Source organism: Cyclobacterium sp., from assembly GCF_014762705.1.
Lineage (GTDB): Bacteria > Bacteroidota > Bacteroidia > Cytophagales > Cyclobacteriaceae > Cyclobacterium.
In genome coordinates, this window is record NZ_JABURL010000046.1 from 12441 (window position 1) to 39327 (window position 26887).

At 43.0% G+C, this 26887-nt stretch carries 23 protein-coding genes; 3 read left to right on the forward strand and 20 right to left on the reverse strand.

From position 1 onward, the window contains the following. Positions 1–4 precede the first annotated feature (4 nt). Entirely contained in the window at positions 5–1651 is a 1647-nt protein-coding gene (gene pgi, locus HUJ21_RS08000; RefSeq protein ID WP_291368574.1) for a glucose-6-phosphate isomerase, read from the reverse strand. Positions 1652–2224: 573 nt separating this feature from the next. On the opposite strand from pgi, the gene HUJ21_RS08005 reads away from it, so the two are divergent. Next, on the forward strand, positions 2225–4330 hold the full coding sequence (locus HUJ21_RS08005) for a tetratricopeptide repeat protein (RefSeq protein WP_291368852.1): 2106 nt from the start codon (positions 2225–2227) through the stop codon (positions 4328–4330). A gap of 192 nt (positions 4331–4522) precedes the next feature. Continuing rightward, positions 4523–5188: an MCP four helix bundle domain-containing protein gene (locus HUJ21_RS08010; protein WP_166143212.1), complete on the forward strand. Its 666-nt coding sequence runs from the start codon at positions 4523–4525 to the stop codon at positions 5186–5188. A gap of 5 nt (positions 5189–5193) precedes the next feature. Here the strand turns inward: HUJ21_RS08010 and HUJ21_RS08015 are convergent, their stop codons facing one another. The 6 genes from HUJ21_RS08015 to HUJ21_RS08040 all read right to left on the reverse strand — a co-directional run bounded on the left by HUJ21_RS08015 (position 5194) and on the right by HUJ21_RS08040 (position 12451). Next, the gene (locus tag HUJ21_RS08015) at positions 5194–6672 is read right to left on the reverse strand and encodes a sodium:solute symporter (RefSeq protein WP_291368576.1); all 1479 of its coding nucleotides are present in this window, start codon (positions 6670–6672) and stop codon (positions 5194–5196) included. Positions 6673–6701: 29 nt separating this feature from the next. Then, positions 6702–7634 (reverse strand): dihydrodipicolinate synthase family protein, encoded by a 933-nt coding sequence (locus HUJ21_RS08020; RefSeq protein WP_291368578.1) that lies wholly within the window; start codon positions 7632–7634, stop codon positions 6702–6704. Positions 7635–7699: 65 nt separating this feature from the next. Beyond that, entirely contained in the window at positions 7700–8881 is a 1182-nt protein-coding gene (locus HUJ21_RS08025; protein WP_291368580.1) for a sialidase family protein, read from the reverse strand. Further along, a complete protein-coding gene (locus tag HUJ21_RS08030) occupies positions 8869–10464 on the reverse strand; it encodes a fucose isomerase (RefSeq protein WP_291368582.1) in 1596 nt (531 codons plus the stop codon). The genes HUJ21_RS08025 and HUJ21_RS08030 overlap by 13 nt, the downstream gene beginning before the upstream one ends. A 120-nt stretch (positions 10465–10584) precedes the next feature. Next, positions 10585–11796 (reverse strand): VCBS repeat-containing protein, encoded by a 1212-nt coding sequence (locus tag HUJ21_RS08035; RefSeq protein WP_291368584.1) that lies wholly within the window; start codon positions 11794–11796, stop codon positions 10585–10587. A 7-nt stretch (positions 11797–11803) separates the two neighbouring features. After that, positions 11804–12451 (reverse strand): hypothetical protein, encoded by a 648-nt coding sequence (locus tag HUJ21_RS08040; protein WP_291368586.1) that lies wholly within the window; start codon positions 12449–12451, stop codon positions 11804–11806. Between the two features lie 443 nt (positions 12452–12894). Here HUJ21_RS08040 and HUJ21_RS08045 point away from each other — a divergent pair, with 443 nt between their 5' ends. Further along, positions 12895–14262 (forward strand): Gfo/Idh/MocA family oxidoreductase, encoded by a 1368-nt coding sequence (locus tag HUJ21_RS08045; protein WP_291368588.1) that lies wholly within the window; start codon positions 12895–12897, stop codon positions 14260–14262. 63 nt (positions 14263–14325) lie between these two features. Here HUJ21_RS08045 and HUJ21_RS08050 read toward each other — a convergent pair whose 3' ends face one another. From HUJ21_RS08050 to HUJ21_RS08110, 13 genes are all read right to left on the reverse strand, one after another. Then, positions 14326–15792, reverse strand: coding sequence for a Gfo/Idh/MocA family oxidoreductase (locus HUJ21_RS08050; protein WP_291368590.1), 1467 nt, complete (start codon positions 15790–15792; stop codon positions 14326–14328). A gap of 182 nt (positions 15793–15974) precedes the next feature. Then, entirely contained in the window at positions 15975–16208 is a 234-nt protein-coding gene (locus HUJ21_RS08055; protein WP_291368592.1) for a VF530 family protein, read from the reverse strand. Between the two features lie 163 nt (positions 16209–16371). Then, positions 16372–17088, reverse strand: a complete 717-nt coding sequence (locus HUJ21_RS08060) for an energy transducer TonB (protein WP_291368594.1) — start codon at positions 17086–17088, stop codon at positions 16372–16374. 167 nt (positions 17089–17255) lie between these two features. Then, positions 17256–17744, reverse strand: coding sequence for a hypothetical protein (locus HUJ21_RS08065; RefSeq protein ID WP_291368596.1), 489 nt, complete (start codon positions 17742–17744; stop codon positions 17256–17258). A 15-nt stretch (positions 17745–17759) separates the two neighbouring features. Then, on the reverse strand, positions 17760–19049 hold the full coding sequence (locus HUJ21_RS08070; RefSeq protein WP_291368598.1) for an aminopeptidase P family protein: 1290 nt from the start codon (positions 19047–19049) through the stop codon (positions 17760–17762). Between the two features lie 240 nt (positions 19050–19289). Further along, the gene (locus HUJ21_RS08075; RefSeq protein ID WP_291368600.1) at positions 19290–19838 is read right to left on the reverse strand and encodes a hypothetical protein; all 549 of its coding nucleotides are present in this window, start codon (positions 19836–19838) and stop codon (positions 19290–19292) included. A gap of 164 nt (positions 19839–20002) precedes the next feature. Beyond that, positions 20003–20266 (reverse strand): DUF4235 domain-containing protein, encoded by a 264-nt coding sequence (locus HUJ21_RS08080; protein ID WP_291368602.1) that lies wholly within the window; start codon positions 20264–20266, stop codon positions 20003–20005. 81 nt (positions 20267–20347) lie between these two features. Beyond that, entirely contained in the window at positions 20348–21463 is a 1116-nt protein-coding gene (locus HUJ21_RS08085; protein WP_291368604.1) for a heparan-alpha-glucosaminide N-acetyltransferase domain-containing protein, read from the reverse strand. 40 nt (positions 21464–21503) lie between these two features. After that, a complete protein-coding gene (locus tag HUJ21_RS08090; protein WP_291368606.1) occupies positions 21504–22637 on the reverse strand; it encodes a family 20 glycosylhydrolase in 1134 nt (377 codons plus the stop codon). 24 nt (positions 22638–22661) lie between these two features. Further along, a complete protein-coding gene (locus HUJ21_RS08095; RefSeq protein WP_291368608.1) occupies positions 22662–23861 on the reverse strand; it encodes a DUF5009 domain-containing protein in 1200 nt (399 codons plus the stop codon). A gap of 12 nt (positions 23862–23873) precedes the next feature. Further along, a complete protein-coding gene (locus HUJ21_RS08100) occupies positions 23874–24386 on the reverse strand; it encodes a phosphoheptose isomerase (RefSeq protein WP_291368610.1) in 513 nt (170 codons plus the stop codon). 75 nt (positions 24387–24461) lie between these two features. Then, entirely contained in the window at positions 24462–25313 is an 852-nt protein-coding gene (locus tag HUJ21_RS08105; RefSeq protein WP_291368612.1) for an ROK family protein, read from the reverse strand. Positions 25314–25325: 12 nt separating this feature from the next. Further along, entirely contained in the window at positions 25326–26870 is a 1545-nt protein-coding gene (locus HUJ21_RS08110) for a hypothetical protein (RefSeq protein WP_291368614.1), read from the reverse strand. Positions 26871–26887: the final 17 nt, after the last annotated feature.

Consider the following 26887-nt stretch of genomic DNA (forward strand, 5'->3'; position numbering starts at 1 on the left):
TGGTTCAAACTGTTCTGAATTCTTTAAAGGCATTGATCAAACCGTTAGTGGAGGCATCATGTCCTGATACTTTTTCAGGAGCAGTCAATTCGGGTAAAATGGTTTTGGCCAAAACCTTTCCCAATTCGACGCCCCACTGGTCGAAGCTGTAAATGTTCCAGATAGCCCCCTGTACGAATATTTTATGTTCATACATGGCAATGAGAGCCCCTAGAGTTGCCGGGTTGATCTTCTTGACTAGGATGGAATTCGTGGGATTGTTTCCCTCAAAAACCCTGTGCGGAGCGATTTTATCGATTATTTCTGGTGATTTTCCCTCCTTTTTCATTTCTTCTTTCACCTGTTCCAGAGATTTCCCATTCATCAAAGCCTCTGTTTGGGCAAAAAAATTGGACATCAGTTTGACATGATGGTCACCAACGGGGTTGTGTGTTTGTGCTGGTGCAATGAAGTCGCAGGGGATTATCTGGGTCCCCTGATGTATCAATTGGTAAAAGGCATGCTGCCCGTTCGTACCTGGTTCACCCCATATCACAGGACCTGTTGTATAGGACACCCTATTGCCTTCCCTGTCTATGCATTTACCATTGCTCTCCATATTCCCTTGCTGGAAATAGGCTGGAAAACGATGCATGTATTGGTCATAGGGAAGTATGGTTTCGGACGCCGCCCCCAGAAAATTGGTATTCCATATGCCAATCAAAGCCAACAAAACCGGCAAATTTTTATCAAAGGGTTCATTTCTGAAGTGATTGTCCATACCGTGGGCACCTTCCAGGAGTTTGCGGAAATTATCAAAGCCCACCGAACAGGCAATGGTAAGCCCAATAGCCGACCAAAGGGAATACCTACCCCCTACCCAGTCCCAGAACTCAAACATATTGTTTAAATCGATACCAAATTCCCTGACCGCATTGCCATTGGTAGACATGGCCACAAAGTGTTTGGCGACCTCATTTTTATCGTGTGCGTTTTCCAAAAACCAATCTCTGGCTGTATGGGCATTGGTCATTGTCTCCTGAGTAGTAAAGGTTTTTGAGGCAATGAAAAATAAGGTCGTCTCAGGATTAACCTGCTTCAATACTTCTGTAATATGAGATCCATCCACATTAGAAACAAAGTATGCCTTCAGGTGAGGGTGCTGGTATGGTTTCAGCGCTTCTGACACCATCACCGGACCCAAATCACTTCCTCCAATACCAATGTTTACCAGGGATTTTATGGGTTTTCCAGTATACCCTTTCCATACACCTTTGGCCACTTTTTCTGAAAAAACCTTCATTTTTTCCAGCACCCTGTTCACCTCCGGCATTACATCTTTACCATCTACATAAACCGGGGCATTTGACCTGTTTCTCAAAGCAGTATGTAAGACAGCCCTGTTTTCCGTTCCGTTGATCAGCTTGCCATCAAACATGGAATTTATCGCTTCTTTAAGTGCCGTCTGATCTGCCAGCTCCAATAGTGATTTGAAAATACCATCGTTTATCCTGTTTTTTGAAAAATCCAATAGGATGTCCTTAAACCTGACATGATATTTATCAAATCTTTTAGGGTCGTTTTCAAATAAATCCTTGATAGTTACAGGGGATTTAGAGGCATTTTGAAGTGCTTTCCACGCTTCGGTATTACTGGGGTTGATATCCTTCATTGTATTGTATTTTTAGGTCTGGGCTGTAAAGCTAAAAATAAAATACAAGCATCTAAACAACAATTTCATTTTGTCATGCGGACTGGAAATAATTCCAATTTTACCAGGCCAATAAGCATTTAAATCTCCTTTCCGTCCCAAATCCCGGAAAATAAAACCCGGGATAAGGCCATTCATATCTGTTTTTCATTCTTTGATAACCAATTTCTTAATTGTTTGTATTTTTTATACTGAACTAGTAAAAATTTATACATGAAATCGAAATACAAAAAAATCTTATTTACATTCATTTTTTACATGAAATTAGCTGCAGATCAAACCAAAATGAATAAATTAGCCTGTCCTGTGAAAACAACAGCAGAGAACATGTTTTTGTCTTTTTTATTTATCAAAGATTGAAATTTCTAATCCAGGTTTAATTTTGTTATATTATTAAAATGATAGGTTTATGGTTCTGATATCATTCAATGCAAATGGAGAAATACCGTTAAATTTGAAAACCTGATCAGAACTGCATCATTATAGTGATAAAAATATTTGTTTTAAGTTAAAATAATACAAAAAAACTTGAAAGTGTTTTTAAATTTCAAAAAGTTTTTTTCTGCTTCTGTGCTATTTGCAGCGGTATTGCTATCTCATTTTTCCTTTGCCCAAAGGAAAGATATCGATTCCCTTAAATCAAGGATGCAGCTTTTTGAAAACAACGAGAATTTTTCTCCCGATAAGCCCTATATAGATTTACTCAACCGGTTGGGTGAGTTGTATTACAACTTGAACCCGGACAGCACATTCTTATTGGGCATGAAAAGTCTGGATGCCAGTGAAAAAACCGGATACCAGGATGGTATAGTGGACGCATACAGGAACATAGGTGCTTTTCACAACATTCGGGGAGAATACGAGCAAGCGATGAGTTATTTTAAAGAGGGCTTGAGCTTAGCAAAAGAAAATCAGTATCTGAAAGGTATGGCCCATATTTACCACAGCATGGGTTTGAATCATTACGATAGAGGAAATTTCACGGAGGCCGTTTCATTCTACTATAAGGCACTGGAAATAAAAGAAAAGCACCTTTCTGAAAACGAACAAAGCACAACGCTTAGTAATCTGGGATTGGTTTTTTCGGACATGGAAGATTATGAAAAGGCATTGGATTTTCATAACAGAGCGCTTGAAATCCGGAAAAAGTTAAACAACAAACTTGGAATGGCCTCCTCCCTGAGCAACATTGGATTAATTTATAAAAAGAAGGGGGAATTGGATGATGCCATGGAAAGTTATACATCCACCCTTGAAATCGGTAAAAAAATTGAAAACAATCAGCTGATTTCAGTGAGTCATTTTAATCTGGGTGAAATATTGCTTACCCTGGAAGATTTTGAGGGTGCGCTGTTTCATTTTGAAGCTGCACTTCAGGTTGACAAATCAGTAGAAGATAAAGCCGGTACAAGCAGTGACTTGCTTGGCCTGGGTGAAGTCTATATAAATATGGGAAACTTAGTTGAAGCAAAAAAAGCCGTCCAAAGCGGCCTTGAGCTTTCCATGGAAAGCAATATCAAAAGCAATATAGAGAAAAGTCACTTTTTGCTCAGTGAAGTTTTTGAAAAAGAAGGAAATAACAGCGCCGCCCTGTACCATTACAAATTGCACACCGCGTACAGGGACAGCATCATCAACCTGGAATCGGAAAAGCAAATTCAGGAATTGGCAGCAAAGTATGAGTTTGATAAAAAAGAGGCGGCATTGCGGCAAGAGCAGCGGGAAAAGGAATTAGTAAATGAAAAACTGATGGAGAAACGGATCCGGATAGGTTTTACCATTATCCTGGTTATCCTTTTAATTGCCTTTTTTATTGCGCTTAGATCCATCAGGTACCAGGTAAAGGCCAAAACGCTGGTGACCAGGCAAAAAAACAGACTGGAAAACCTTAACAAAAAGATCCTGCATCAAAAAAAGGAAACAGAGCAGGTTGCCAGGCAGCTTATTGAAGTCAACAAAACCAAAGACAAACTTTTCAGTATAGTGGGACACGATTTAAAAAGTCCTATCAATAGTCTTAAGGGACTGATGCAATACGCTGTAGACGAAAAACTTAGCCAGGAGGAATTTTTGCTCGTCTCCACCCAACTGAGAAACGAAGTGGAGCATGTTCACTTTACTTTGATCAATTTGCTTCACTGGGCCAAAAACCAAATGAAAGGTATCGTCACGGAAACGGAAAAAGTATCTGTCAATAAAATCTTTCAGGAAAACATCAATTTGTATAAACCTGTATCTGAAACCAAACAGATTCAGGTTGTTGATCTTTTAGATCCGGACACGAATTGCCTGGCAGACAAAGAACAGTGTAATTTGATCATTAGAAATTTGATAAATAATGCATTGAAATTCACCAACCGGGGAGGGAAAATAACAATCCGCAGTAAAAAAATTCACGATACCCATTGGGAGATTTCTGTTCAGGACAATGGCATAGGCATGGATGAACAGACCCTGTCCAGGCTTTTTCAACCCATATTGAGAGAAAAACAACGGTATGGCACTGCCGGCGAAAAGGGTACCGGATTAGGGCTTCAACTTACCAAAGATTTCATCCTTAAAAATGGTGGTGATATACAGGTAACTAGCGAGTCGGGAAAAGGCAGTACATTTACTTTTACCCTACCTATCGCCGTTTAATCCCGATGAAAGATTATACAGGTCAATGGTTGGTAAATTGATTTTATTTTGCTTAAATTATGATGCAAGATTTAAAGCATACCAAACCCGGGATTACTGGCAGAAAATAGTTGCACATGTTTTCCAGCACCCATAGTTTAGGCTTTTTCTTATTCGTTTTTCCAGGCAACAAACCATAAAAAATCCGAAAATATGAAGGAATCAAATTTCAAATCATTCAAAATTAAAATAGCTATTGCATTGACATTGGTGTTGTTTTTGATTTTTGCCAAAAGCCTTGTGGACAAAAGCAATGTTGATGAATTGGAAGCTTCCTTTGTTACAGTATATGAAGACCGGCTGGTGGTGCAGGATTATATTTTCAATATTACAGAATTGCTTTTTCGGATGCGCCTACTGGTGGCCAATACGGAATCCCTGGATCAATACTTGTCCATCCAAAATCAGGTGATGGCTTATCATGATCAGATATTGAATATTATTTCAGATTTTGAGAAAACGCACCTTACCCCTAAGGAAGCTGAGTACCTGAAGGACTTTGAAACATTGATCCGGGACAAACTGGAAATCGAAAGTTATTTTACCGGATTTGAAGAATCAGATCGAAATTACCAAAGTAGTGTTGAGAAATTCAATACTGACTTCGAGAAGGTTTTTTACGATCTTAGAGAATTGTCGAAAATCCAACTCAGAGAGGGAGAGAAACTCACCAATTTAAGCTACAGGATCAAGGCGCGTTCTGATATTTGGCTTCAATTCGAATATGCGGTTCTTTTTGTTCTTTTGATCATCATCAGCATGTTGATTTATTCATCAAGAGATATAAGTAAGGAAAAGACGCATTCCACCTCAAATTGAGCTGGTTATTTTCTGTTGGCCCAGGCCGATAGCAAAAAGCCTACAAGAAAAATTACCAAAGTGCCAAAAACGATGGTTAGGTTGGCATGAAAGGTACTCCTGAATGTAGCTCCTTCTTCAAATATCACCGGTGACAAGCTCATCCATCCTATCACTAAAACCCCCAATACTACGCCAATGGCGGCATAGCTCCGTTTGATGTTTTTCCCGATAAAACCAAGCAAAAACAAGCCCAGGATTCCTCCGCTGAAAATTGCTGAAAGTGCCCACCAGGCATCAAGGGCACTTTCAACCCCATTGAAAGCAATGGCGACAATAATACTTAACAAGCCCATAACCAAAGAGGCAATGACCAAAACCTTCATCTCAGCTTTCTCCTTTAAATCCGGGGAAATGTATTTTTTGAAATGATCTGTCAAAATAATCGTTGCCGAGCTATTGATGCTGGTTGAAATAGTGCTCATACCTGCTGCAAAAATAGAAGCGATCAACAATCCGGTCATACCCACGGGCAGGCCAGTAACTATAAAATAGGGAAATACCTTATCTGCCTGATCGCCTCCTTTAAAGGCTTCAGGCAACAATTCCGGCATGGCCTGGTAGTAGGCAAATAAGGCGGTGCCAATAAAGAAAAACAAAAGGGAGACAGGAACATATAACAAGCTTCCCAAAAGTGTAGATTTTACTGCCTCCTTGTCTGTTTTTGCACTGAGGTACCGTTGTACATAATTTTGATCTACACCAAAATTCTGCAGATTAATAAACAACCCATATATCAGAATAACCCAGAAAGTAGCTTCAGAAAGGCTCCAATCAAAGCTTCCCAGACTAAACTTATCATGGGCAGCAGCTATGGTAAACACCTGACCCGGCCCTTCAGGCATAGAAAAAAATATTAAAACCAGGCAGGCTAATGCTCCGGATATCAGGATAATCCCCTGAATCGCATCGGTCCAAATTACCGCTGCAAAACCTCCCATGATGGAATAAATCAATACACTTATACCTGTGACTACAATTATGATGGGTATACTCCAGCCAAACAGCACATTCATGGGCAATGCCAGCAAATACATGATGGCTCCCATTCTGGCCAGCTGGGTAAGCAGGTAGCAAGCAGACGCATAGGTTCTTGCCCAGCTACCAAACCTGGTTTCCAGGTAATAGTAAGCCGAAGGGCTTTTAATACCCCGGTAGAGCGGTACAAAAAATTTCACCGCCAGTATAGCCGCTATAGGAATGGACAGGCTGAACACGAATCCATTCCAATTGGAAAGGTAAGCGTTTCCGGGCAAGGCCAAAAAACTAATACTGCTGACAAAGGTGGCAAATATAGACATCCCGATTGCCCAGGAAGGAAGCTTCCCCCCACCTGTGATAAAATCCGTAGAAGATCGCTTTTTATAATAAAAAGAAGCCCCGAATAAGACAATGGCTAACATGTAAACTAAAAAAACAATTAAATCAATAATGGGTAATTCCATGCTTCTTGCAGTTATTTTATCTGAATAATTCAGGCATAAGCCTTATATGCTTCCAATCCCTTTAAATTCTTTTCCACCTGTTTCAACTGGGCTTGACCAAAGGAAGTCAGGGGTGAAGACAGGTAGCCGTTTCCAATTCCCAATACCGCCATAGCAGCTTTTAAGCCCTTTAGAAAACTGGACCCATAGCTCCCCAATGCATAGATCTCGGATGATATTTCCATGACCATTTGTTGCAGGCGGGCCACCTCTTTTAAATCTCCCCGCTCTGCTGCGGCATACAAGTCCACATAAAGCCCGGGAAATAGGTTGGCCCCTCCACTGACTCCTCCATGTCCACCCATCAGCACGGTTGATGCCATCATTTCCTCCGGACCTACCAAAAGGGTAAAATCGGGTCTGTCCTTAAAGGCATAAAGCATGGCGTTAAAATAAACGGCATTCCCAGAGCTGTCTTTCAACCCCAGAATATTGGGATGTGCAGAAAGCTCCACTACAGCTTTTTGGGTAAGCATGGTCTTGGTGTGGGAAGGCATATTGTACAGGTAAAGCGGTAATGGCAAAGCGTCAGCCAACCTGGTGAAATAGGCAATAAGTTCATTTTCTCCAAGGCCAAAATAATAAGGCGGAGCAGCTACGACGGCATCCGCCCCTGCATCTGCTGCTGCCTGGCCCAACACCAGACTTTCACTGAGAGAAGTGTCTGTCACCCCTACCAGTACGGGGACTCGACCGTTGACTTCCCTGCAAGTCAATTGAATCAATTCATTTCTCAAATGGTAAGGAATATTGGTGCACTCACCCGTTGTCCCCAAAATAAATAAGCCGTGTACTCCTCCTTTCAGTAGGTGAGCAATAAGCCTGGAGGCACTTTGATGGTCCAATTCTTGGTCATCCTTCAGCATGGTAGCCATGGGAGGAATTATCCCTTTCAGGGGATTCTTTTTTAAGTCGATGTGCATTTTTAAGTTATTATGTACTGAAAAATAGGACAGCCCATGATAGGAGCCTGTTTTACAAAAACCATTTAAATTTTCTCCGGGTCCACGACCACATATTTCACGGTTTCTCTGTCGTAAGTATAGGAAATATGAACCATTCCATCCTTACTTTGAATAATGGCCGGATAGCTGTATCCGGCATTATTGGGTTCATTTTCCAGGGTCATAAAAGGCTCCCAATCTTTCCCATCCGCCGAAATGGCCAGGTTGAGGATATTCCTTCCTTTGGGTTCTTCCCCTTCTTTGGTACTGTGATTATAAACCAGGAGGTGCCTGCCGTCCTGCAGAGTAAGGGCATCTGTACCCGAATTTGGATTGGGCAGGGAGGTAGCCGCCATCTCAGACCAGGACTGCCCCTGATCCGAAGACCAGCTTTCGGCGATCACGTCCTGCCGGGTCCGGCAAAGCACCTGTAAATCACCGTTATCATGTATCAATATACTGGGTTGAATGGCATCAAATTCTACCCCATCATTGATGGGGCCGACCACCTGCCAGGTCTTGCCATCATCCTTACTGATTTCGAAATGCACTTTCCAAAAAGTATCTCCATCCTGTTCTATTTCTATACTGGAGGGGCTGATAATGGTGCCATCTTCCAGCTGCACAGGCTTGTTTTTCACCGGACCCAGGAGGGCACCGATAGCAGGGTCTTCCCCCAGTTTTTGCGGAGCAGACCATGTTTTGCCCTCATCCTCGGAGGTAATCAACATTCCCCACCATTCCCTGGGGTTTGGACCTACTTTATAAAATAACATGAGTGGCCCTTCCCTGGGCTGAAACAATACCGGGTTCCAACAGGGATAGCGCAAGGTATCATTTTGGACCCCGTTTGCTACTTCCTCGGGCCATGACCATTTTCCATCTTTCAGGTGACTTACCCTGATCCCCACATCCGGATTCCTCTCGTGGGTGCCGGAGAAAAATGCGGCCACAATGCCGGAAGAAGTTTCTACCAGAGTGGAAGCGTGCACCTGTGGAGTGGGCCGGTTATCCAGGGGATAAATCAATTCAGCATGAACCAAAGCCCCTTCTCCCACCTCTGCTTTGGGAGGTAGAAAATAGTTTCCTGTGATATCATTTGCCTCTTTTTGTTGATGCTCTCCTGATTGGTTTTTATCGCTCCCACTTCCACATGCAGCGATAAGGAACAATAAAGAAATACTGATAATTTTTACTTCCAGGTTTCTCATATTTAAATGCCGCATAAGGCTGTTTTAATTCCCAATTCGTTCATGGCCGCCGCTTTGGCATAACAAGCCTCCAGGGCTTTTTCCCTGTCCGGTGCATAAACCACTTGTATATGGTTAGCTTTGTGCCGTGCCATCATCTGATCACGGCTTACCCCTTCCAGCACCCCATGCATGATAGGCCACTGTGGAGTGGTCATTTTCCACCTTCTTTGCGTTTCCTCAGGAGGAAGTGCTGCTACTTTTCCTATACCCAGATCACAGTGCAAATGATCATTCATAATATACACCCTGCTCCAAACAATATGACCCGGTTTACTGATGCCTTTCAGGCTGCCTCCCCCCAATCTAAAGTACATGGGAGGTTGGCGCTCACTACTTGCCCCGGAATAGCCATTGATAAAATGAGAGGCAGGAGCTGCACCTGAGATCAGAAATACCCAAACAAAAACTTCCTCCCCATCTATGGTAAAATCTTCGCCATACCTGAGATCATGTAAAGTGTTGTCCCCAGATAAGCCCAATTTTTCCCATAAGCGGTAAGTGATCAGGCTATCCAATCCGGCGCATTCATCTACTTCGTTGAAATGAGGAAGTGCCCTTCCGGGTAAAATTTCCCTGCCTTCCTTTGTATAGGCAGGCGGGCGGTCTGTATTATTCAATAGCCCTTCCGCCAAATCGCTGGCCACGGCGAGGTCCTTCAGGCCCTGCTGGTATTGGATCCCGATGGTGTCACAGCCAAATTCATCAGCCAGCCTTAAAGCTGCCAGGTACATTTTACATTGCTCCAGGGTCTGTTCCCTGGTCAGTTCCGTTTCCGGATCTTTACCCCATTGAAAGTCGACCCCCTTATCCAGAAGCCATTGAAGGACTGCCGCAGCGTCCTGGTCAGTCACCGTTCTCATGGCAGCATACAGACCTGATTGACTTAGTCTTTCCTTAAAAATCCCGGTAGGGTGTAGGAGGTGGTCAGGGATAATGGCATTAAACATTCCCATACATCCTTCATCAAAAACGCCCATGATGGCTTTTTCTTTTTTAAAGGCCCGGGCAAACTTCTCTCCCGTTTCCACTGCATTACCCGGAGCTTCATTTGGATCAAAATCCCTCACATGGCCGAGGTCGTGGGTGATTTTACCGGAATGTAACCATTCCCTGAGGCCATTGAGAAAAAAATCATCGGTGAAATCCCTGCTCCAAAGCGTGGAATATGTTACACCGGCTTTGGTCAGAGAACCATTGAGGTTGAGCATGCCTACCAAACCGGGCCATTGCCCATTCCAATTGGCCAAAGTAAGTATGGGGCCCTTATGCGTGGTCAGCCCGGCAAGTACATGGTGGGAATATTGCCATACACTTTCCGCTACAATAATGGGCTTATGGGGATCCAAATCCCTAAAAACCTGCATGCCCATTTTTTGAGAATCGATGAAACCATGACCCTTTTCCTTATCAAAAGGATGGGCACGATGGACCTTTACCTCAAGCTTATCCAAAACCTGATGCAAACTGTTTTCCATATCCTCTTGTGCTTGCCAGCAAGTCTGGTTGGCAGACAACCTTAAATCTCCACTGGCTACCAGATAAACTTCTTTGATCATTTTCTCCCTTTTATACTTTTTATGTTTTATTATTCACCTTATATAATCTCTGGCAGTATTACTGGAAAAAGGCTCATTCAGGCCCATGTACCGTTAAAAAAAACACTGCCGGCCATTATCCTATTTTAGCGGGTTCTCATACCAGACGACTCCCAATCCTTTTTTCGTACCATCCTCGGCTGTTTCTTCTGAAGTCAGAATATCCAGATCCCCATCCCCATCCAAATCGATTAAAGTCAGAAAATCATATTTCACCCCTTTCTCGCCACTGATATCCAGTATCTGCGCAGCAGCAGCTTGAAAATCCAGACGAGCTATTACACCTGATTTCCCCAAAGCACCCTCAAATGAGGCTACCATGTCCAATTTCCCATCCTGGTCAATATCAGCAATCACAACGGATTTCCCCCTGGATCCAGACACAACAGGATAAGGAATAAATTTTTCATCCCAGGTTCTATCATTTGGGGTGAAATGCACCCATCCTTTCACCAAATCCGGCACCACAATACCCGGCAAATGGGTGTTTCCAAGCACATACAAACCCATAAACATGGGTTCGCCCTTCTGCAAACCAATGAAATGGTTTTTCCATGGCTGATCGGCCTGGCCTGGACCGGGGTTTTCCAGCCACCTGAGCCCCCTCAATTCCCCATGCCGGTCAGTGATCAGCAAATCTATGAGCCCATTGTTGTTCATATCCATCAGTTCGATGGACATGATCCAGCCTGCCCTGGAAATCTCATGGTATTTCCAGGCCTCCAGGTCTCCGGGATCCTCAGGAGATTCCAGCCAGCCAATAGTGCCATTGGGGTTTTTTGATCCTACAATCAGGTCAGCTCCATTTTTCCCATCTATTTCCAAAGCTCTTCCAAACATCCATTTGGTTTTTCCCACTGATGCAGGAATGTCTTCAGATTTCCATCTTTCACTGCGCCGCAGATTGCTTTTCTCTTTTGGAGCCCAGTGAAGGGTAATCCTTTGGTGACTGCCCTCGGAGAAGGAAACCAAATCCTGATTTCCATCCCCATTCAGGTCTGTGGCGAAGGCATCCTCCACATCCGGGGCTTTGAGCTCCACAAAAGGCCATTTTGATTTCGGCTCATTTGGTTGAAAATAAAGCCTTACCACACCTCCTTCTTCCCAGGCTACCACTACGTCCAATTTTCCATCTCCATCCACATCTGACATTTTTGAACCATCTGCCCCAAAGGAAGTATTGTCTATGGTATGCATTTTCCATGGACTGCTGCTGACAATGCTTTTTTCTTGCTGTCCATGACTGATTAGGGGTAACAAAACCAAAGTCATTAAGCCGATAAAGCGATGCATATTTAGGTCATTTAATTTCAACATTGGCAAACCAGCCTTCTTCCAGGGTTTTTGGGTCATGAGAACAAATGAATAATCCAAGGAACACCTTGGCATCCAAATCCGGCAGGGTATGGCTACCGATTAGATGAAATCCGGAATCTTTTTCCAAGGCACCTTTCAAAGTAAATTCATTCCCCTTTCTTTCCAGCATAAGCAGCTTATAATGGCTTTCTGGTGCAAATATTTCGTCCTCCGGATCCCTCATGGCCATTCCTTTTTTGGACCTCCATTGTAATACAGTTAGCCCATCTCCATGCAATACTCCGGAAATATGGGCTGCATCATCAGCAATATTTTCCCTTACCATAATACCAATTTTCCGGTGAGGATCCTTACCTTCTCCTATGAACCCCAGTTCAGTCTGAATTTTAAAATCCCCTCTTTCCGCCCTGAACAGATAATGAAACTCATCCCTTTCAAACCAAATGTTATACCCTGAACCTTTTAAAGTATACTTTTCTTCCATCTGATCATATTTGGAACTGCCTTTAATAGCAGGATAACCAATATCCAGGGATTGCTTGAACAGACCTAAATTGTTTTCAATACAACCTTGACAGATCAAACCTGCCAACAACAAAACAAAAATGGATTTTACCGAATTAGGCACCATGTTAATGATTTTTTTTAAATTTTTCCTATATGAATCCAAAAGCAACCTTTAACGCTGAAAACAACCTCCCAAATGACTTGTTCTTTTTGCCAGATACCCTTGCCCCCATTTGAGTCAAGCAAACAAAGCATGTGTTTTCAGTTTTTGATGCAATCCTCATTTGGAAATGCTATTGGTCTTCGTTTGACACATTGTGTCTATTATTCATTTCATTTGAGATAAAGAGCAGGTAAACCATCTGCCCATTTGGCAGAACAAATTGTTCGTGAATGAAACAAGCCCGGGGTCATCCTACCCCATTTTGAGTATTTCTGAAAAATACTACAAGTATTTGCTCTTTGAAAGAAAATGCAGTTAAAAGTCATTATTCAAATTAAAAAGGCTTAACCTGAGGGATAAATTTTATATATTGACTGCTTAAAATAGTTAACCTAAATATATCAATGAGCCCTTTAAAAATAGACAGAAGAAAATTCATCAAAGGCGGTACAGCATTAATGGCACTTGGCAGCGTAGGTGTACCAGCTATGGGACTGCAGGCCAGAAAAGCTTCCTATAAAGTAGGCCTGATAGGCACCGGCTGGTACGGTAAAAGTGATTTGTTCCGCCTGATCCAGGTAGCGGAAGTTGAGGTGGTTGCCCTTGCAGATCCTGATCAAAAATTATTGGATGAGGCTGCAAAACTGGTCAGTCAGCGCCAGTCCTCTGGCAAAACTCCTCAAACATACAACCACTACAGGCAAATGCTCGATGCGCATGAATTGGACATCCTTTTGGTGGGCAGTCCTGATCATTGGCATGCCCTGCAAGCCATTGATGCCATACATGCCGGTGCACATGTTTATTTGCAAAAGCCAATCAGTGTGGATGTGATAGAGGGAGAAGCCATATTGGCCGCTGCCAGAAAATACAATAAAGTAGTACAGATTGGCACCCAAAGAAGAAGTACCCCGCACCTGGTTGAGGCTAAGAAAAATATTGTGGATAAGGGATTGTTGGGGAAAGTTTCCCATGCAGAAATGTGCTGCTATTACCACATGCGGGCCAATGGCAGTCCTGAGGTGCAGCCGGTACCCGATTTTTTCGATTATAATCTCTGGGTTGGTCCTGGCCCCATGCGGCCATTTGATGGTCTTCCCCACAGGCGTTGGTGGCGCACAATGATGGAATACAGCAATGGCATTACCGGAGACATGTGTGTTCACATGTTTGATGCCGTAAGGTGGACATTAGGGCTGGGATGGCCCAAAAGTGTCTTTGCTACCGGTGGCATATACGTCCAAAAAGGAGGCAAATCAACCATTGCCGATACCCAAACGGCGACTTTCCATTACGATGATTTGGATTGTGTCTGGACCCACCGCTCCTGGGGCACAGCTCAGGACCCTGAATACCCCTGGGCTTATAAAATCTATGGAGACAAAGGGACGCTGAAAGCTTCTGTCATGAAATATGAATTTATTCCCCACGGGGGTGGCGAACCCATCAGGGGAGATGTGGTCTATGAAAGGGAAAAATATCCCGAGGACCTGAATGAAAAGGACATCGAGCTCCATGCTGCACCGGCAACCAGAGACCACATGAGGGATTTTCTGAAGGCAATAGAACAGGGTGGCCGTCCGGTGGCCGACATAGAAGAAGGACATATTTCTACTGCCAGTTGTATCCTGGCCAATATTTCCATGGAATTGGGCAGACCATTGGCCTATGACCCCGATAAAATGATTGTCAAGGACGATGCAGAAGCCACACGGTTATTGAGAAGGCCCTACCGGGCTCCCTTTCAGCATCCAGATCCAAGATCTGTATAAATATAAAAAAACTCCACCAGCTTTTTTCCGGTGGAGTTTTTCTCTTTATCAGCAAGAAAAAGGTTAAACTTTAAACCCCTCCCTGTAATTTCTGCCTACAAACTGATTGGCCTCTTCTAAATTGGTAATGCGCATGTTTTCTCCGTCCCATAATAATTTCTTACGGCCGAAGAATTCTGCCTGTCCATTGCTGTTTTCTCTTCTCAACATGTAGCTTCTGATGGCCAAATTACCCATCAGAACGGTTTCTGTCATTGGTCCTGCATAATCGAATGAAGAGGTCAGGCCTTTGTGCTCCGAACTGTTGAATCCAGCTTTACAGGCATCTACCCATTTGCGCTGATGCCCGTATTCAGGCTCCTCATTATCCTCCACCTCAGGACCAAATTCAGTGGTACCGTCATTCAGGTACAATTTGGGCATCAGTGGGGAACTGTCGTTGATATTGGTTGAAATGATTCCCTTTTCTCCAATGATCAGGACGCCATTTGCGCTGTTCTTTCCTCCAATATCATCATCTGCTGGAATGATATCCGGATGGGAAGGCCTGATACCACCATCACTCCAGGTCATCTCTATGGGAGATTTGCTTTTTGACGTGGCATCAAAATGGAGAGTAATGAATGAAGCTGGGGGACAGCCTTTGGGATAGTAATCTGCCGTCCACATATCAGTATATATGGAAGCCACACTACATTCGGCGTCAGTGGGGTACATTAAGCCCAGGGTTCGGAAAGGAATATCAATCAGGTGGCATCCCACATCTCCCAAGGCACCGGTACCATAATCCCACCAACCTCTCCAGTTGAAAGGATGAAGATTGGGTGTATAGGGAATATATTCGGAAGGGCCTAACCAAAGGTCCCAATGCAGGTCATCTGGTTTTTTGGAAGGTGCGGGTTCGGGGAAGGGAATCCCCTGAGGCCATACAGGACGGTTGGTCCAGACCTGTACTTTGGACACCTTGCCGATTTTATCTTCATCAATCCACTTTTGCACCATATTCAGTAAGGGATTGGAGCCGCCCTGGTTGCCCATTTGGCTTACAATCTTCTGTTCTCTCGCCATCTCGGTAAGCATTCTTGCTTCCCTGATATTGTGGGTCATGGGTTTCTGCACATATACATGCTTACCACGCTCCATGGCATAGGCGGCAGCAGGACCATGAACATGATCAGGGGTAGAGATGGTTACCGCATCAATGTCCTTTTCTTTATCCAACATCTCCCGGTAGTCATGATAGCGCTTTGCATTGGGGAAATTCTCTACCGATCGGGAAGCAGAACCTGAAAAGTCCACATCACAGAGGGCTACCACACGCTCCCTGCCATTGACCGAGGCATTTTTAATATCGCTGGATCCCTTACCTCCTGCCCCTATTGCAGCCAGGTTCAGTTGGTCACTTGGAGCGGTAAATCCTACTCCACCCAGTACATGTCTGGGGACAAAAATTACAGAGGAGGCAATAGCCGCATTTTTTATAAACGAACGCCTGCCCGAATCCTGTTTTTCCATTTTTTTTGTTTTCATGGTTATTTCGAGTTATTTGATTTAGTAAATGTATAATCGGGAAAATGATAAGGGATACAATAACGAAATTAATCCATTAATATACTGGATCAACCTGGCTTTAGGCAGTCCCTTTGAAAAAAAATTTCTTAAATCGACCTTCTTTGTATGATTAACAAGCCTTCTGAATGACATTTTACTGTTTATGGATTAGCCTTTTTTTTTGATCGCAAATACAATTCCTCCACCTTGGTTCTTGCCCAGGGGGTTTTCCTTAAAAAAGTCAAGCTGGATTTCACTGAGGGATCATTCGTGAAACAACGGATTGGTATCTTATTGCCCAGTTCTTTCCAGCCATAAGTGGCCAACAAATATTCCAATATATCTATTAGTCTTACCCCGTGAAGCGGATTGTTGACTTGCCCTTCTTTTTCCATACGCCTAAAAGTAGAAATTTTAACCATTTTCTCCAATAACTATCCTGCCCATACCAGGAAACCAGGATATTTTTTCCTTTTTTTGAAAAAATTTCTTTTTACAACAAAAAAAACCGGACAGATAACCTGCCCGGTTTAATTTTAATCTACAATTCTAACTTCCTTATCTGATCAATGCAGGTAAGGTAGGATTTTTTTCAAAATCAAATGTGATGGGTAAAACTGAGAGCGAGGCTACCTCTACATTGTCAATCTTTGCAGGTTCCCATTCACCTGAAGTTGCTTTCAGCGCTTTAATGGCCTGCTGCTCCAGGTCTTTCATGTACATTTCTACAGACGTTTCGATATTGCTTGTGGTAGTTGCAAATGGAATGGATCCATCTTCATCCACTACAAATTTGACAAAAATAGTACCTTCCAAACCCCAGTTTTTAGCTTCTTCAGGATACTTTAAATTGCTTATTATGTCCGTTTGAAGGGCTTCTTTCCCTCCACTATATTCAGCTTCCTCATCTACGGAATAAAAGACACCCATCCTGTTTGCCGTGGTTTTCATTTTGTTTCTATTACTTTTCAGGTCAAAAAGAACCACTTCTAATTTTTTCCTGTCAATTTCATTGTCCACTCCTGTAACAACCACATCCTGTAATTTTCCATCATTCATCTTATAGGAATAGGAAAAGGCCGGGTAATCTTTTACTATCTCATTGATTTGCATCAGATAGTTCATGTTTCTATCCTCCATGTCCTCCAACTCACTTCCCGACAATTGTTCGTCGTTCTGTTGTGCTGATAAGGTTGAGAAGAGGAAAAGCATGCTGAATGTTAATACTAATCCTGAAATTATTTTGAATTGATTAAATCTTTCTATGGTCTTCATAACAGTCTTATTTTTAAATTAAATGTCTGAACCTTTTCTTCCGACGGAATAAAAGATCCTTTTTAAATATTAAAACTATCTGAAAAAGAACAATGAACATGCCAAAAAGGCTGTTTTTGGGTCAAAAAAAGAATATCATATGGATAAATACATTTTTCCTTTAAAAATTACCATATTTTCAAGATTTCAATTTGCTGCCCACGAAAGACTGCTCCTTCTCCCTCTCGTTTTGAGGCCAGTACCTGAATTAGGGGTGAATTTTCTGACACCAATTGGAACTCCCTCCCTTCCAGCTCCAGCTTACCCAGTGGAACAGCCACCCAAATCAAGGCCCCGCCAAATTCAATCAATGCGCCTTCGTAAACCTGGGAAATAGGTCCAATTCTGATTTTTTTCAGCTTATTCCTCCACTGACCAATAAGACTCAATTGTTTTTCCAGCAGACTCCTACTTTGGTTGATACTTTCCCTACCTGTTTCATATTTGTCTCCCGCACTGCTTTTGGTTTCTGATTGACTGGCTTCATGAAGGGCTGCAATCTGATCATTCAGGTCATCCATTTTATCCTGTACCATGGCCAGGGCCGCCCGCTGCAATTTCCTTTTCATTGCTAGCCCAGTTTCAAAGGCATCCGCTTCATCTTGGTTGAATTTCATTTTCGGGAGAATAATTTATTCATTCATCAGGGTTTCGATTTCCTCGGGATCAATGGGAATGTTTTCCATCAGATCGTGGTGTCCACTTTCACCGATGACGATATTGTTTTCCAATCTGATTCCAAGTTCCTCTTCCAAAATATAAATTCCTGGTTCAACGGTGAAAACCATTCCCGCCTGTATAGGCTCATGCAGGGACCCAACATCATGCACATCCAATCCCAAATGGTGGGAGGTTCCGTGCATGAAATATTTTCTGTAGGCCGGCTTTTCGGGAGCTTGATTTTTGATGTCTGTTTGGTCTATCAATCCCAGATTCACCAGCTCAGCCTGCATGATCAAACCGACCTCTTTATGGTATTCCTGAAGAGAAACCCCCGGTCTCAACATGTTTATGGCTTCCCGTTGTACCCTTAGCACAGCATCATAAACCTGGCGCTGCCTTTTGGAAAAGCGACCGTTTACAGGTATAGACCGGCTCATATCTGCATTGTAATTGCCATATTCCGCCCCAACATCAAAAAGAAGCAGGTCTCCCTCTTTACAAATCGCATTGTTTTGGATATAATGAAGCACACAAGCATTTTTACCTGAGGCAATAATGGGCTCATATGCAAAACCCCTGCTTCCTTGTTTTACAAATTCATGAATATACTCCGCTTCAATCTCATATTCACATACCCCAGGTTTAACGAAAGACAATATTCTTCTGAATCCATCTTCGGTGATATCACAGGCTTTTTGCAATTGTACGATCTCCTCAGGCTCTTTTACCGAACGAAATTTGTGCATTATTGGCGCAATCCTGTGATACTGGTGCAACGGAAACCTTTCTTTACAATCTTCAATGAAGCGTGCATCTCTGGTTTGCACCTTGATATCGGCTCTCAGGTGTTCATTTGTATTTAAAAAAACATGCTTGCTAAAAGCCATCAGGGTTTGAAAAATCAATTCAAAATCAGAAGTCCATTTGATATTGGCAATTCCTGAAAGTGCTTTGGCTTCCTCCTGTGTGAATTTGTGTCCTTCCCAAATGGCTATTTGCTCATTGGTAGGTTTGATAAAAAGTATTTCCCGCAGGGATGGATCCGGATAATCCGGGCAAATAACCAAAATGGTTTCTTCCTGGTCAATGCCACACAGGTAGAGCAGGTCATTGTTTTGTCTGAACCGCATGGTCCCATCTGCATTGGTAGGCAAAATATCATTGGAGTGAAAAACAACAATGGATTTTGACGGAAGCTTTTCAAGGATTTTATCTCTGTTTTTTTTGTATAGGGATGCGGGTGCCGGTTGGTATCTCATAAAAACATTTGATTTTTACAAAGGTAAAAAATATCCCTGCCCGGCAAGTTTATAATTTGAGTAATTCTCCGGCCCTTAAAATTGGTTTTCAACGGGAAAAACAATAGTTGCATCCCTGGAAAACAGCTGCGGAACAGACTATAAAAATTATTGTGCGCTGATGGCCTAGGGTCGGATGGATAAGTGCTCACCGATAGTTTTCAGGAAACAGGGTTTGCCCAAATCTGTCATTGCCAGTAACTATTCCCCATCTACACCAAACATATTAAAAACATCCCTGGAGCCATCCAGGGTCAATGCAAATTCTCCGGGTGGTAGTGAGGCTATTTCTAAAAGGTAAGAACTGCTTTGGTATTTGGTTGCCTTAAAAGGGATAAAATCTATGTCTGCAGCGGTAGATTTATTAAAATTTACCGTTCCGGTAACAATAGTTCTTCTGTCTTTATCCTGGTCGGACTCCAAGGCAAATACGTTGATCACTTCCATCGGATCCCGATCATTTTCATTGGCCTTAACGATCAGTCGGATGGTACTTCCCCGGTCGATTCTAACCGGACTTTTAGCTCCATTTACAAAGTTCACGCCTTTTGCTTTGGCCACTCCAAAAAGTGCTGCACCTACACTGGCTTTCGACCCGGAAGCCGCTTTTTGTTTTTCCAATTGCTCTGCTAATTGGTCATCCCTAACAAGCAAGATGATGCCTGAGAAATCAGGTTCAGCAATGGTTAAATCTTGTGCAAAGAGAGAATGGGCGAATAAAAGGGATAGAAAAAGGCTGTAAATCTTCATGGCAACCTGGTTTTTTGGATTATGCCAGGATCATTCTGGTTTTTCCTTCCAAATCCTATAATCTCCCTGAAACCTAAATTACCTGTCAATCAATTGATTGTGAACCTATCTAAGGTAGCACAAAAAATGGATAATTACAATACTCCTATTGCAAAAAGGAAAACCTAGCTGCTCAAAGCCTTGTCAGATCCTTTGGTTAGGCCCCACCGAATAAACACTTTTGTGACACTTACCAATACCCCTGTTGTGATGGTCCAGGCCAAAACTTCCTTCAGGGAGTTGTTGCGCTCATAGGGATTTTTGGGCGCCTCTTTCCCGGTGGTTTTTTCCCAGGTTTTTTCCAATGCCCTTTTGATCAAAAATGATCCCAATAATGTTCCTCCAACAATCAGAAGCGATTGCAGGTCTTCTTTATTTTTCTTTTTCATAAACAGTTTATTAAGGATTGAATGGGAATTACAGTTTAATAATCATGCCAAACTACATGTCATTTTCTATAAATTTTCTTTTCAGACCTTGATATACCATTTATTCCTGTCCATCCACCAACCTACCAGCCAAACGAGCAGCATGAAACAAACGGCAAAAACCAGACTGGCTGTTTTGGGTGGAAAATACGGGACAAACAGACTTTGATAGGCCCATGTTTTAAATGCCTGATCTCCAATTTTTACCATTAACATTATCCGAACCAAAACCCCGGAAAGCACATACAAAACGAGTGGGTTTCTTCCAAAAACCTCGAAAAAATAGGACCAATTCTTCCACTTCATCACCTCCAATACATACATAAGGACTGCCAACAGGGCGGTGGCATAGCCTACACTTACCAATACAAAAGAACTGGTCCAGATTTTTTTATTTACAGGAAAGAAGAGGTCCCAGAGATAGCCGGAAAGCAAGAGCGCGGAGGCCAGCAGGAGTAATAACAAGACCGTCCTGACTTTTCCACCTTTCTTTTGTACCAACACTCCTATGCCATACCCCAAAAGGACATTGACTACAGCAGGAAAAGTGCTCAAAACCCCCTCAGGATCGAATGGAATACCTTCCCCCTTATACAAATTGGCTGCTCCGATCAACCAAAGATCCAATTTCCTGGCAGCATTTCCCTCCAATGTATAAGGGTCTGGACCGACCGCTCCGAAAAGATACATCAGCAACCAATAAGCAAGCAACAATACACCGCCAATGATCAAACTGCCTCTTAGCTTAAAAAAATAAATGAGACTTGCTGCTATGCCATAGCACAAGGCAATTCTTTGCAAAACTCCCAAAACCCGGATTTTACTAAAATCATAAGGGATAACTCCAGCCTCGGATAGCCTGAAAAAGGGAAATGCCGAAAGCAAGAGACCTATTACAAAAATGATCAGCGTACGTTTTAGCACCTTTTGAAAATAAATCCCGGATCCCTGATGCTGGAGTTTTGTTAGGCTAAAGCTCATCGCATTCCCTACCACAAACAAGAAAGAAGGAAACACCAGATCAGTGATGGTCAGGCCATGCCAGGAAGCATGCAGCAAAGGGGAAAAATTTGTCCCCCAGTCTCCAGGGGTATTGACAATGATCATCAATGCCACAGTGAGCCCCCTTAATACGTCCAATGATTGGTATCTGGTCATTAGTAATTGTGATGTTAGTGTAAAATAAAACTATTGACAATCAATTTGTTGTTGATGAAACTTTTTCACCAAACAAGTTTAGAAAGGTTACCCAGGGCTCCTCCACATTTTCTGCTTGTTCCCCACTTTTAAGTTGTTCATAACTTTCAAGACCATCCAAAAATGAAGCTGCGCCGGACCACACTGTGAGCATCACACCTTTGAACCTGCCCCTCATCTCATTGGTTTGATAAGCCCTGTAACGGAGCATATCTTCTACCTGCATTAGGCCTACTTCGGGTTTACGCCAGGAGCAACTGATCACATCAAAACCCTTCATGGCAAACATTACAGGGGTCTGATCGGGTCTTTCGTAATGCCAGTCACAAATGACCACATCTTTGGGAATCATATCAATGGCCCTATGGGTATTGTTCATGCTGGCTTCCCACATACCAATCCCTGTGGTTTTCCCATCAATCAGCCGATCCCCCCAAATCCAGAGTTTTTTCCCTTGAAGGTTGAGGTGATTCCTGATTTTACTAACTTCCCCTGCAAATAATTCGGCTTTATCCCTGCCCCCGCACCGGGGACATTTGTCATCTCCTATGTAAAAAACCTCGTCCATTCCTGCATGGAAGGCATCTGCCTCAAAAACGGTTAAAATCTCATCTACCAGATCAAATACCACTCCATGTACTTCCGGGTGCAGTGGACAGTAGCTCTTACAGTATAAACCATCTTCATTTGGCCATTCATAATTTTCAGGAATCTCTACATGAGGGGTTTCATCAAATTCGGGGTATTCCCTCAATAAATTACCCAGGGAGGATGCCCAGGATTGGTGGCCCAGCAAATTGATCTGAGGAACAAGTTTGATCCCATGCCGTGCTGCACTGGCCACTATTTTTTTAACATCAGATTTGGATAAAACTTCCTCATTTCTCAATTCAGGATGGCTTTCATAGTCATAGTTATAATCTACCCGCAAAACCAGCACATTCACTCCCCTGGGAGCAAGTTCATTATCCATAAAATCTACGAACCGATCCACTCCTTCCTTTTGCGGGGCAGCAATAGCCAAGCCACGAACGGGCAAGTCATCGGTTTGAATTTGTCGGGACCATCCCCGAAATAAAAAAAGCGAAAGCAGGAGGAAGGTTAAAAGCAAAGTTTTTAATGGTGAATTTCTCATGACATTCAGGGATTAAACTTGGATTTATATTTTTAAGCGGAGATTTTTCTTCTCCAGCCAGCCTGTAATCAGAATAATAACAAGGGCATATACCAGGGATTTTAACAAACCAGGCAAACCTGTCCTGACAATCAGGGGTAGTACCCAGCCGCTGAGAGACAACAGCCCGTAATGAATATAAGGCAACAAATAGCAAGTAAGGGTACTCGTGCCTGCTGGTTTTATCCAGGCGAACCAGTCTTTCCGCTTTTTTATTTCTACCAGCCAAATCAAAAAGCCGTAGGAAGCCATGCTAATGCCAATGCAGATCAAAACCCAGGAGGGAGATGACCCGATTTTATGGATTCCCCAAAGCGGCCTGGTAACAATACCCAGAAGTATTCCGGTAATTGAAAGGGATGCCAATACCAACCAGAAAAAGCCCTGCTTACCCTCGTTGTAGTAACTCCTGTAATACAGGCTGACCAGCATGCCGGAAATAGCAAAAGCCGGCGTGGCTCCATCATCTATCAACCAAAAATAAGGTTTGACCCCACTCAGGAATTCAAGCAGGTTTAACTTGGAAAGGGAACTGAACAACAGACAAGAAAAAAAAGCCAGCCAAACCAGGGACAATTTCCCCTTGCTGGCTATATATACCAGGGATGCAATCAAATAGGCCCAGCCAATCAACCCCAAAATACCCCACCAATAAATGTCCATCCATTTCGGATCAGCCAAATCCCCTCCTTTATAAACGATGGCCAGGAAGACTAGTATCAGCCAACCCAGGGATTTCCCTGCTGTTTTGACACTGCTTTTAACGGATTTTGAATAATCCAGCCAAATCAGGAAAAAGGCAAGGGTGAGTAAAATCTGCCAGACCGGTTTGGCCAAAAGGCTAGCTCCCTCCTGATAGTTTTCCAAATTGACGTGGAAAAGACCCATGATCAATAGGGCCAGGGATCTGGACAATACATGGAGCAAAACTTCCTTGTTGGTAGCTCCCTTTTTCCAACGGTTTTCAATGGCCAGCGGAATAGATAGGCCGACAATAAACAAAAAGGCCGGAAAAACCACATCAGACAAGCCCATTCCATCCACCCCTGCCGGCACATGCTTCAACCATTCAGGCACTCCTTTCAATGTCCAAAGGTCATTGACAAAGATCATGAGCATCATGGTCAATGCACGAAAAACATCTATGGCATGGTTTCGGGATTTTTGGGTGGCAGCCTGAACCATTTTTTACGGTACTTATTTGCGTTCGAAATCGTCCTGAACCCGTACAATATCGCTTTCATCTGAGGGGTTTTGCGGATCTGTATGCATCCATATCTCTGCTACCATGCCCCAATTTTCCAACCCTACCAGCCGGTGCCTTTCCCCTTGCTTCAGCCGCACCGACTGTCCAGTTTCCATGGGTTTTAAAGAACCCTCCTCATTTGTTTCACTCCTGATGATTCCTCCCTCCCCTGCGATCAATTTCCAGATTTCAGCCCTGCGATGGTGGTATTGCCATGAAAGACGCTTCCCGGGTCCTACCAGTAAAATTTTGGGGCTTAACTTGTTTTTCAGTTGTTCAGGCGTCAATTCCACTTCAGGGAAAAACTTTTTCTTAAAGGAATTGATCTGATTTTCATCTATGACGAAAAAACCACCCCATGGCCGTTCTTTATCCTTGCTGACTACTTTGAAACCTTCCCCTTCCAGTGACTTTTCAACTGTGCTGAAAATCTCTTCTTTGGATAATTGTTTTTCTATTTTCATTGCAGATTATATGATTCGATCAAACGAAAATTACTTTTCGGTTCATAAAATTTTCAAAAGATAATAAATTTATTTTCAGTTTTCATTATGAATACTTGCCGCGCCTATCATTGCCGCTTTTTCACCAAGCCTGCTGATTAAAAGTTCGGGGCCGGAACCGAAATCCTGCAAAATCCTTTTGACTTCAGGAAGAAAGTAGGCCGCCGCCTTCACCATGTTCCCTCCCAATATCACCTTATCAATTTTCCTGCTTTCCTGTTGGAGTAAAATAAGATCCGCCAGGTGCCCGGCAAATACCCTGAGTTTTGCCAGCGTATCCTCCCGGGTTTGCTGATTGGTCAATAAGTCCTTTAATCCATGCACTTCTATTCCAAAATGCACTTTGGCCCATTTGGTAAAAAAAGAAGTACTCAAATAATCCTCGGCTATTCCCCCTTTGAAAGGAATAGACCAAATGGCCCCATCTTCAGCAAATTTCCCGGACTTAAAAGCTCCACCCAATCCTGTACCAAGCGTAATCCCCATCAGGTTGGTATTCCCTGGCCAGCCAGCTGCATGGGCCTCACCTTGCAAAAAAGCTGCAGCATCGTTAATAAAAGCAATATTATCCACCGGAAGCCCTAACCTGTCAGCAAGAGTTAATTTCACATTCACCTGATATAGAGACAGGTATTTTCCTTGTTCTAAAATCAGGGAAACCCCATTTTCATAATCAAAGGGAGCGGGCATGGCAATACCCAGCAGGGTATGTTTTGAAATACCCAGGGATTGTATACATTGGCCCCAGGCTCCCAATATTTCTTCTTTTGTGCCTAAAGAATTCACTGGCTCCCTGGCCACATCTGCATCGTCAATGGTCATTCCATTTTGCAGGATTCCCGCACTGATATGGGATCCGCCAATATCTATACCAACAATCTGTTTCATTTTCATCCTGCTTTATTTTGGTCTAAGGACATCTTTGAATTTTTGCAGTTCATGAAACTGTAAAAATTCCCTATCAGCAGCAGCCCTTTTTCTCAAAAAATCACTTCTTACCACGGCTTTTCCCAGATTTTCGTATAATTTCTCCACTTCCCCGTTCCGTGCAGCGACCAGGGCCAATCCATAAAAAGGAAAACCGTTGGACATGTTTTGGATGGCGCTTTCTTCAAATTTAACTGTGGCATTGTAATAATCCTTGGCCAGTAAATTGGCCAGGCCCTGATTAAACAGGTTGATGGGATTACTTTCCGCTTTGTTTAAATGGATAGCGGCCAAGCGGTAATCCCCATTAAAAATGGAGACCGCTCCCAGGGCTGCTTCATATTTTTTCGTCAGTTGATCCGATCGGGTCAGGGCCAATGCCCTGTAGAAATTATTGTATGCACTGAATTTGTCTCCCCAAAGCCAAAATACCAAACCCAGGTTGTATACAGCATGTGGATTTTCAAAAAAAGCATTTGAACGATTCAAAGCGAATAAGGCATTTTCCAAAAACAGGTTTTTATTCTTTGTATCGGTAACCCGGTTGGCCTGATTCAAAAATACCACTCCCAGATTGTTATATACCATTGGACTGGGGTACACTTCTTCCATTGCCCTGAGGAGTGCCTCCTGCTCAGCCCAGCCTGGTTCCTTGCTAACGGCAATTGCCAATCCTTTTTCACTTAATGTATCTGCCGGCACTGTCCCCTGCCGGATATTCCTCGCCAGGATGGAACGTTGGATCTCAGAAACCTCTATGCCCTTGTTACCATAATGTTTTCCATAATCAACTTCAAACCAGCTTAGCACTTCCCTGTTGATTTCTATATAATGTGGCAAACCTTCCATCTTCCACTTTTTGAAGCTCCAATCTCCGGGACCTTTCAAAGCTTCTAAAAATGGAGCTTTTTCAGTGTAAGGCAAATTGCTATAGGCAGCCAACATATCTCCCAACACTTTCCAACCATCTGCCATCATCCCCATTGACTCTGGGGAGTCAATGGCAACCTCAGCCCCCAGAACAGGGAATTCCTCCTGACCCCGGTATTGCCCAATTTGAGCCAAAGAAGCGGTAGTAATAATTCCCCGCGTCAGTAATTCTTCAGGTGCCCTACCTTCAATTTCCTGTCTTCCCTTACTTATTGCTGATGTAGCATACAAGGCCCCATTTTCCATTCCTTCAGAAAAGGGCATACTAAACCTACCCCTGATCTCAACTTTAGCATGTGGATCAAGGCTGTCTCCACTGACGATTAAGCCCTTATCAAATTTATAGCTTTCATTACCATAGTTATAAATAAGATTAACTTCGTAAAGCTCATTTTTTCGGATACTAGCATTGGGAAGGCTGACCATCAAATCAAATCTAACCGAATCTCCCAAACGCTCTAATATTTTTGGCTGAATTTCAATTTTTTGATTATCAGGTTTTTTTATAACTTGGGCCTGTTTACAGGAATAGGAAATCAAAACAGCAAATATTATATTTACAGCAACACTTTTTTTTATAACAATCATAGGTTAATCAGGTTATT

Bases quoted from the DNA above. Each gene is read 5' to 3' on its own strand.
- HUJ21_RS08100 (WP_291368610.1), bottom strand. From the start codon at position 24,386: ATGAAAATAGAAAAACAATTATCCAAAGAAGAGATTTTCAGCACAGTT.
- HUJ21_RS08050 (WP_291368590.1), bottom strand. From the start codon at position 15,792: ATGAAAACAAAAAAAATGGAAAAACAGGATTCGGGCAGGCGTTCGTTT.
- HUJ21_RS08065 (WP_291368596.1), bottom strand. From the start codon at position 17,744: ATGAAATTCAACCAAGATGAAGCGGATGCCTTTGAAACTGGGCTAGCA.
- HUJ21_RS08060 (WP_291368594.1), bottom strand. From the start codon at position 17,088: ATGAAGACCATAGAAAGATTTAATCAATTCAAAATAATTTCAGGATTA.
- HUJ21_RS08030 (WP_291368582.1), bottom strand. From the start codon at position 10,464: ATGATCAAAGAAGTTTATCTGGTAGCCAGTGGAGATTTAAGGTTGTCT.
- HUJ21_RS08055 (WP_291368592.1), bottom strand. From the start codon at position 16,208: ATGGAAAAAGAAGGGCAAGTCAACAATCCGCTTCACGGGGTAAGACTA.
- HUJ21_RS08070 (WP_291368598.1), bottom strand. From the start codon at position 19,049: ATGAGATACCAACCGGCACCCGCATCCCTATACAAAAAAAACAGAGAT.
- HUJ21_RS08075 (WP_291368600.1), bottom strand. From the start codon at position 19,838: ATGAAGATTTACAGCCTTTTTCTATCCCTTTTATTCGCCCATTCTCTC.
- pgi (WP_291368574.1), bottom strand. From the start codon at position 1,651: ATGAAGGATATCAACCCCAGTAATACCGAAGCGTGGAAAGCACTTCAA.
- HUJ21_RS08110 (WP_291368614.1), bottom strand. From the start codon at position 26,870: ATGATTGTTATAAAAAAAAGTGTTGCTGTAAATATAATATTTGCTGTT.
- HUJ21_RS08035 (WP_291368584.1), bottom strand. From the start codon at position 11,796: ATGCATCGCTTTATCGGCTTAATGACTTTGGTTTTGTTACCCCTAATC.
- HUJ21_RS08095 (WP_291368608.1), bottom strand. From the start codon at position 23,861: ATGGTTCAGGCTGCCACCCAAAAATCCCGAAACCATGCCATAGATGTT.
- HUJ21_RS08020 (WP_291368578.1), bottom strand. From the start codon at position 7,634: ATGCACATCGACTTAAAAAAGAATCCCCTGAAAGGGATAATTCCTCCC.
- HUJ21_RS08045 (WP_291368588.1), top strand. From the start codon at position 12,895: ATGAGCCCTTTAAAAATAGACAGAAGAAAATTCATCAAAGGCGGTACA.
- HUJ21_RS08080 (WP_291368602.1), bottom strand. From the start codon at position 20,266: ATGAAAAAGAAAAATAAAGAAGACCTGCAATCGCTTCTGATTGTTGGA.
- HUJ21_RS08090 (WP_291368606.1), bottom strand. From the start codon at position 22,637: ATGAGAAATTCACCATTAAAAACTTTGCTTTTAACCTTCCTCCTGCTT.
- HUJ21_RS08105 (WP_291368612.1), bottom strand. From the start codon at position 25,313: ATGAAACAGATTGTTGGTATAGATATTGGCGGATCCCATATCAGTGCG.
- HUJ21_RS08025 (WP_291368580.1), bottom strand. From the start codon at position 8,881: ATGCGGCATTTAAATATGAGAAACCTGGAAGTAAAAATTATCAGTATT.
- HUJ21_RS08010 (WP_166143212.1), top strand. From the start codon at position 4,523: ATGAAGGAATCAAATTTCAAATCATTCAAAATTAAAATAGCTATTGCA.
- HUJ21_RS08040 (WP_291368586.1), bottom strand. From the start codon at position 12,451: ATGGTGCCTAATTCGGTAAAATCCATTTTTGTTTTGTTGTTGGCAGGT.
- HUJ21_RS08015 (WP_291368576.1), bottom strand. From the start codon at position 6,672: ATGGAATTACCCATTATTGATTTAATTGTTTTTTTAGTTTACATGTTA.
- HUJ21_RS08085 (WP_291368604.1), bottom strand. From the start codon at position 21,463: ATGACCAGATACCAATCATTGGACGTATTAAGGGGGCTCACTGTGGCA.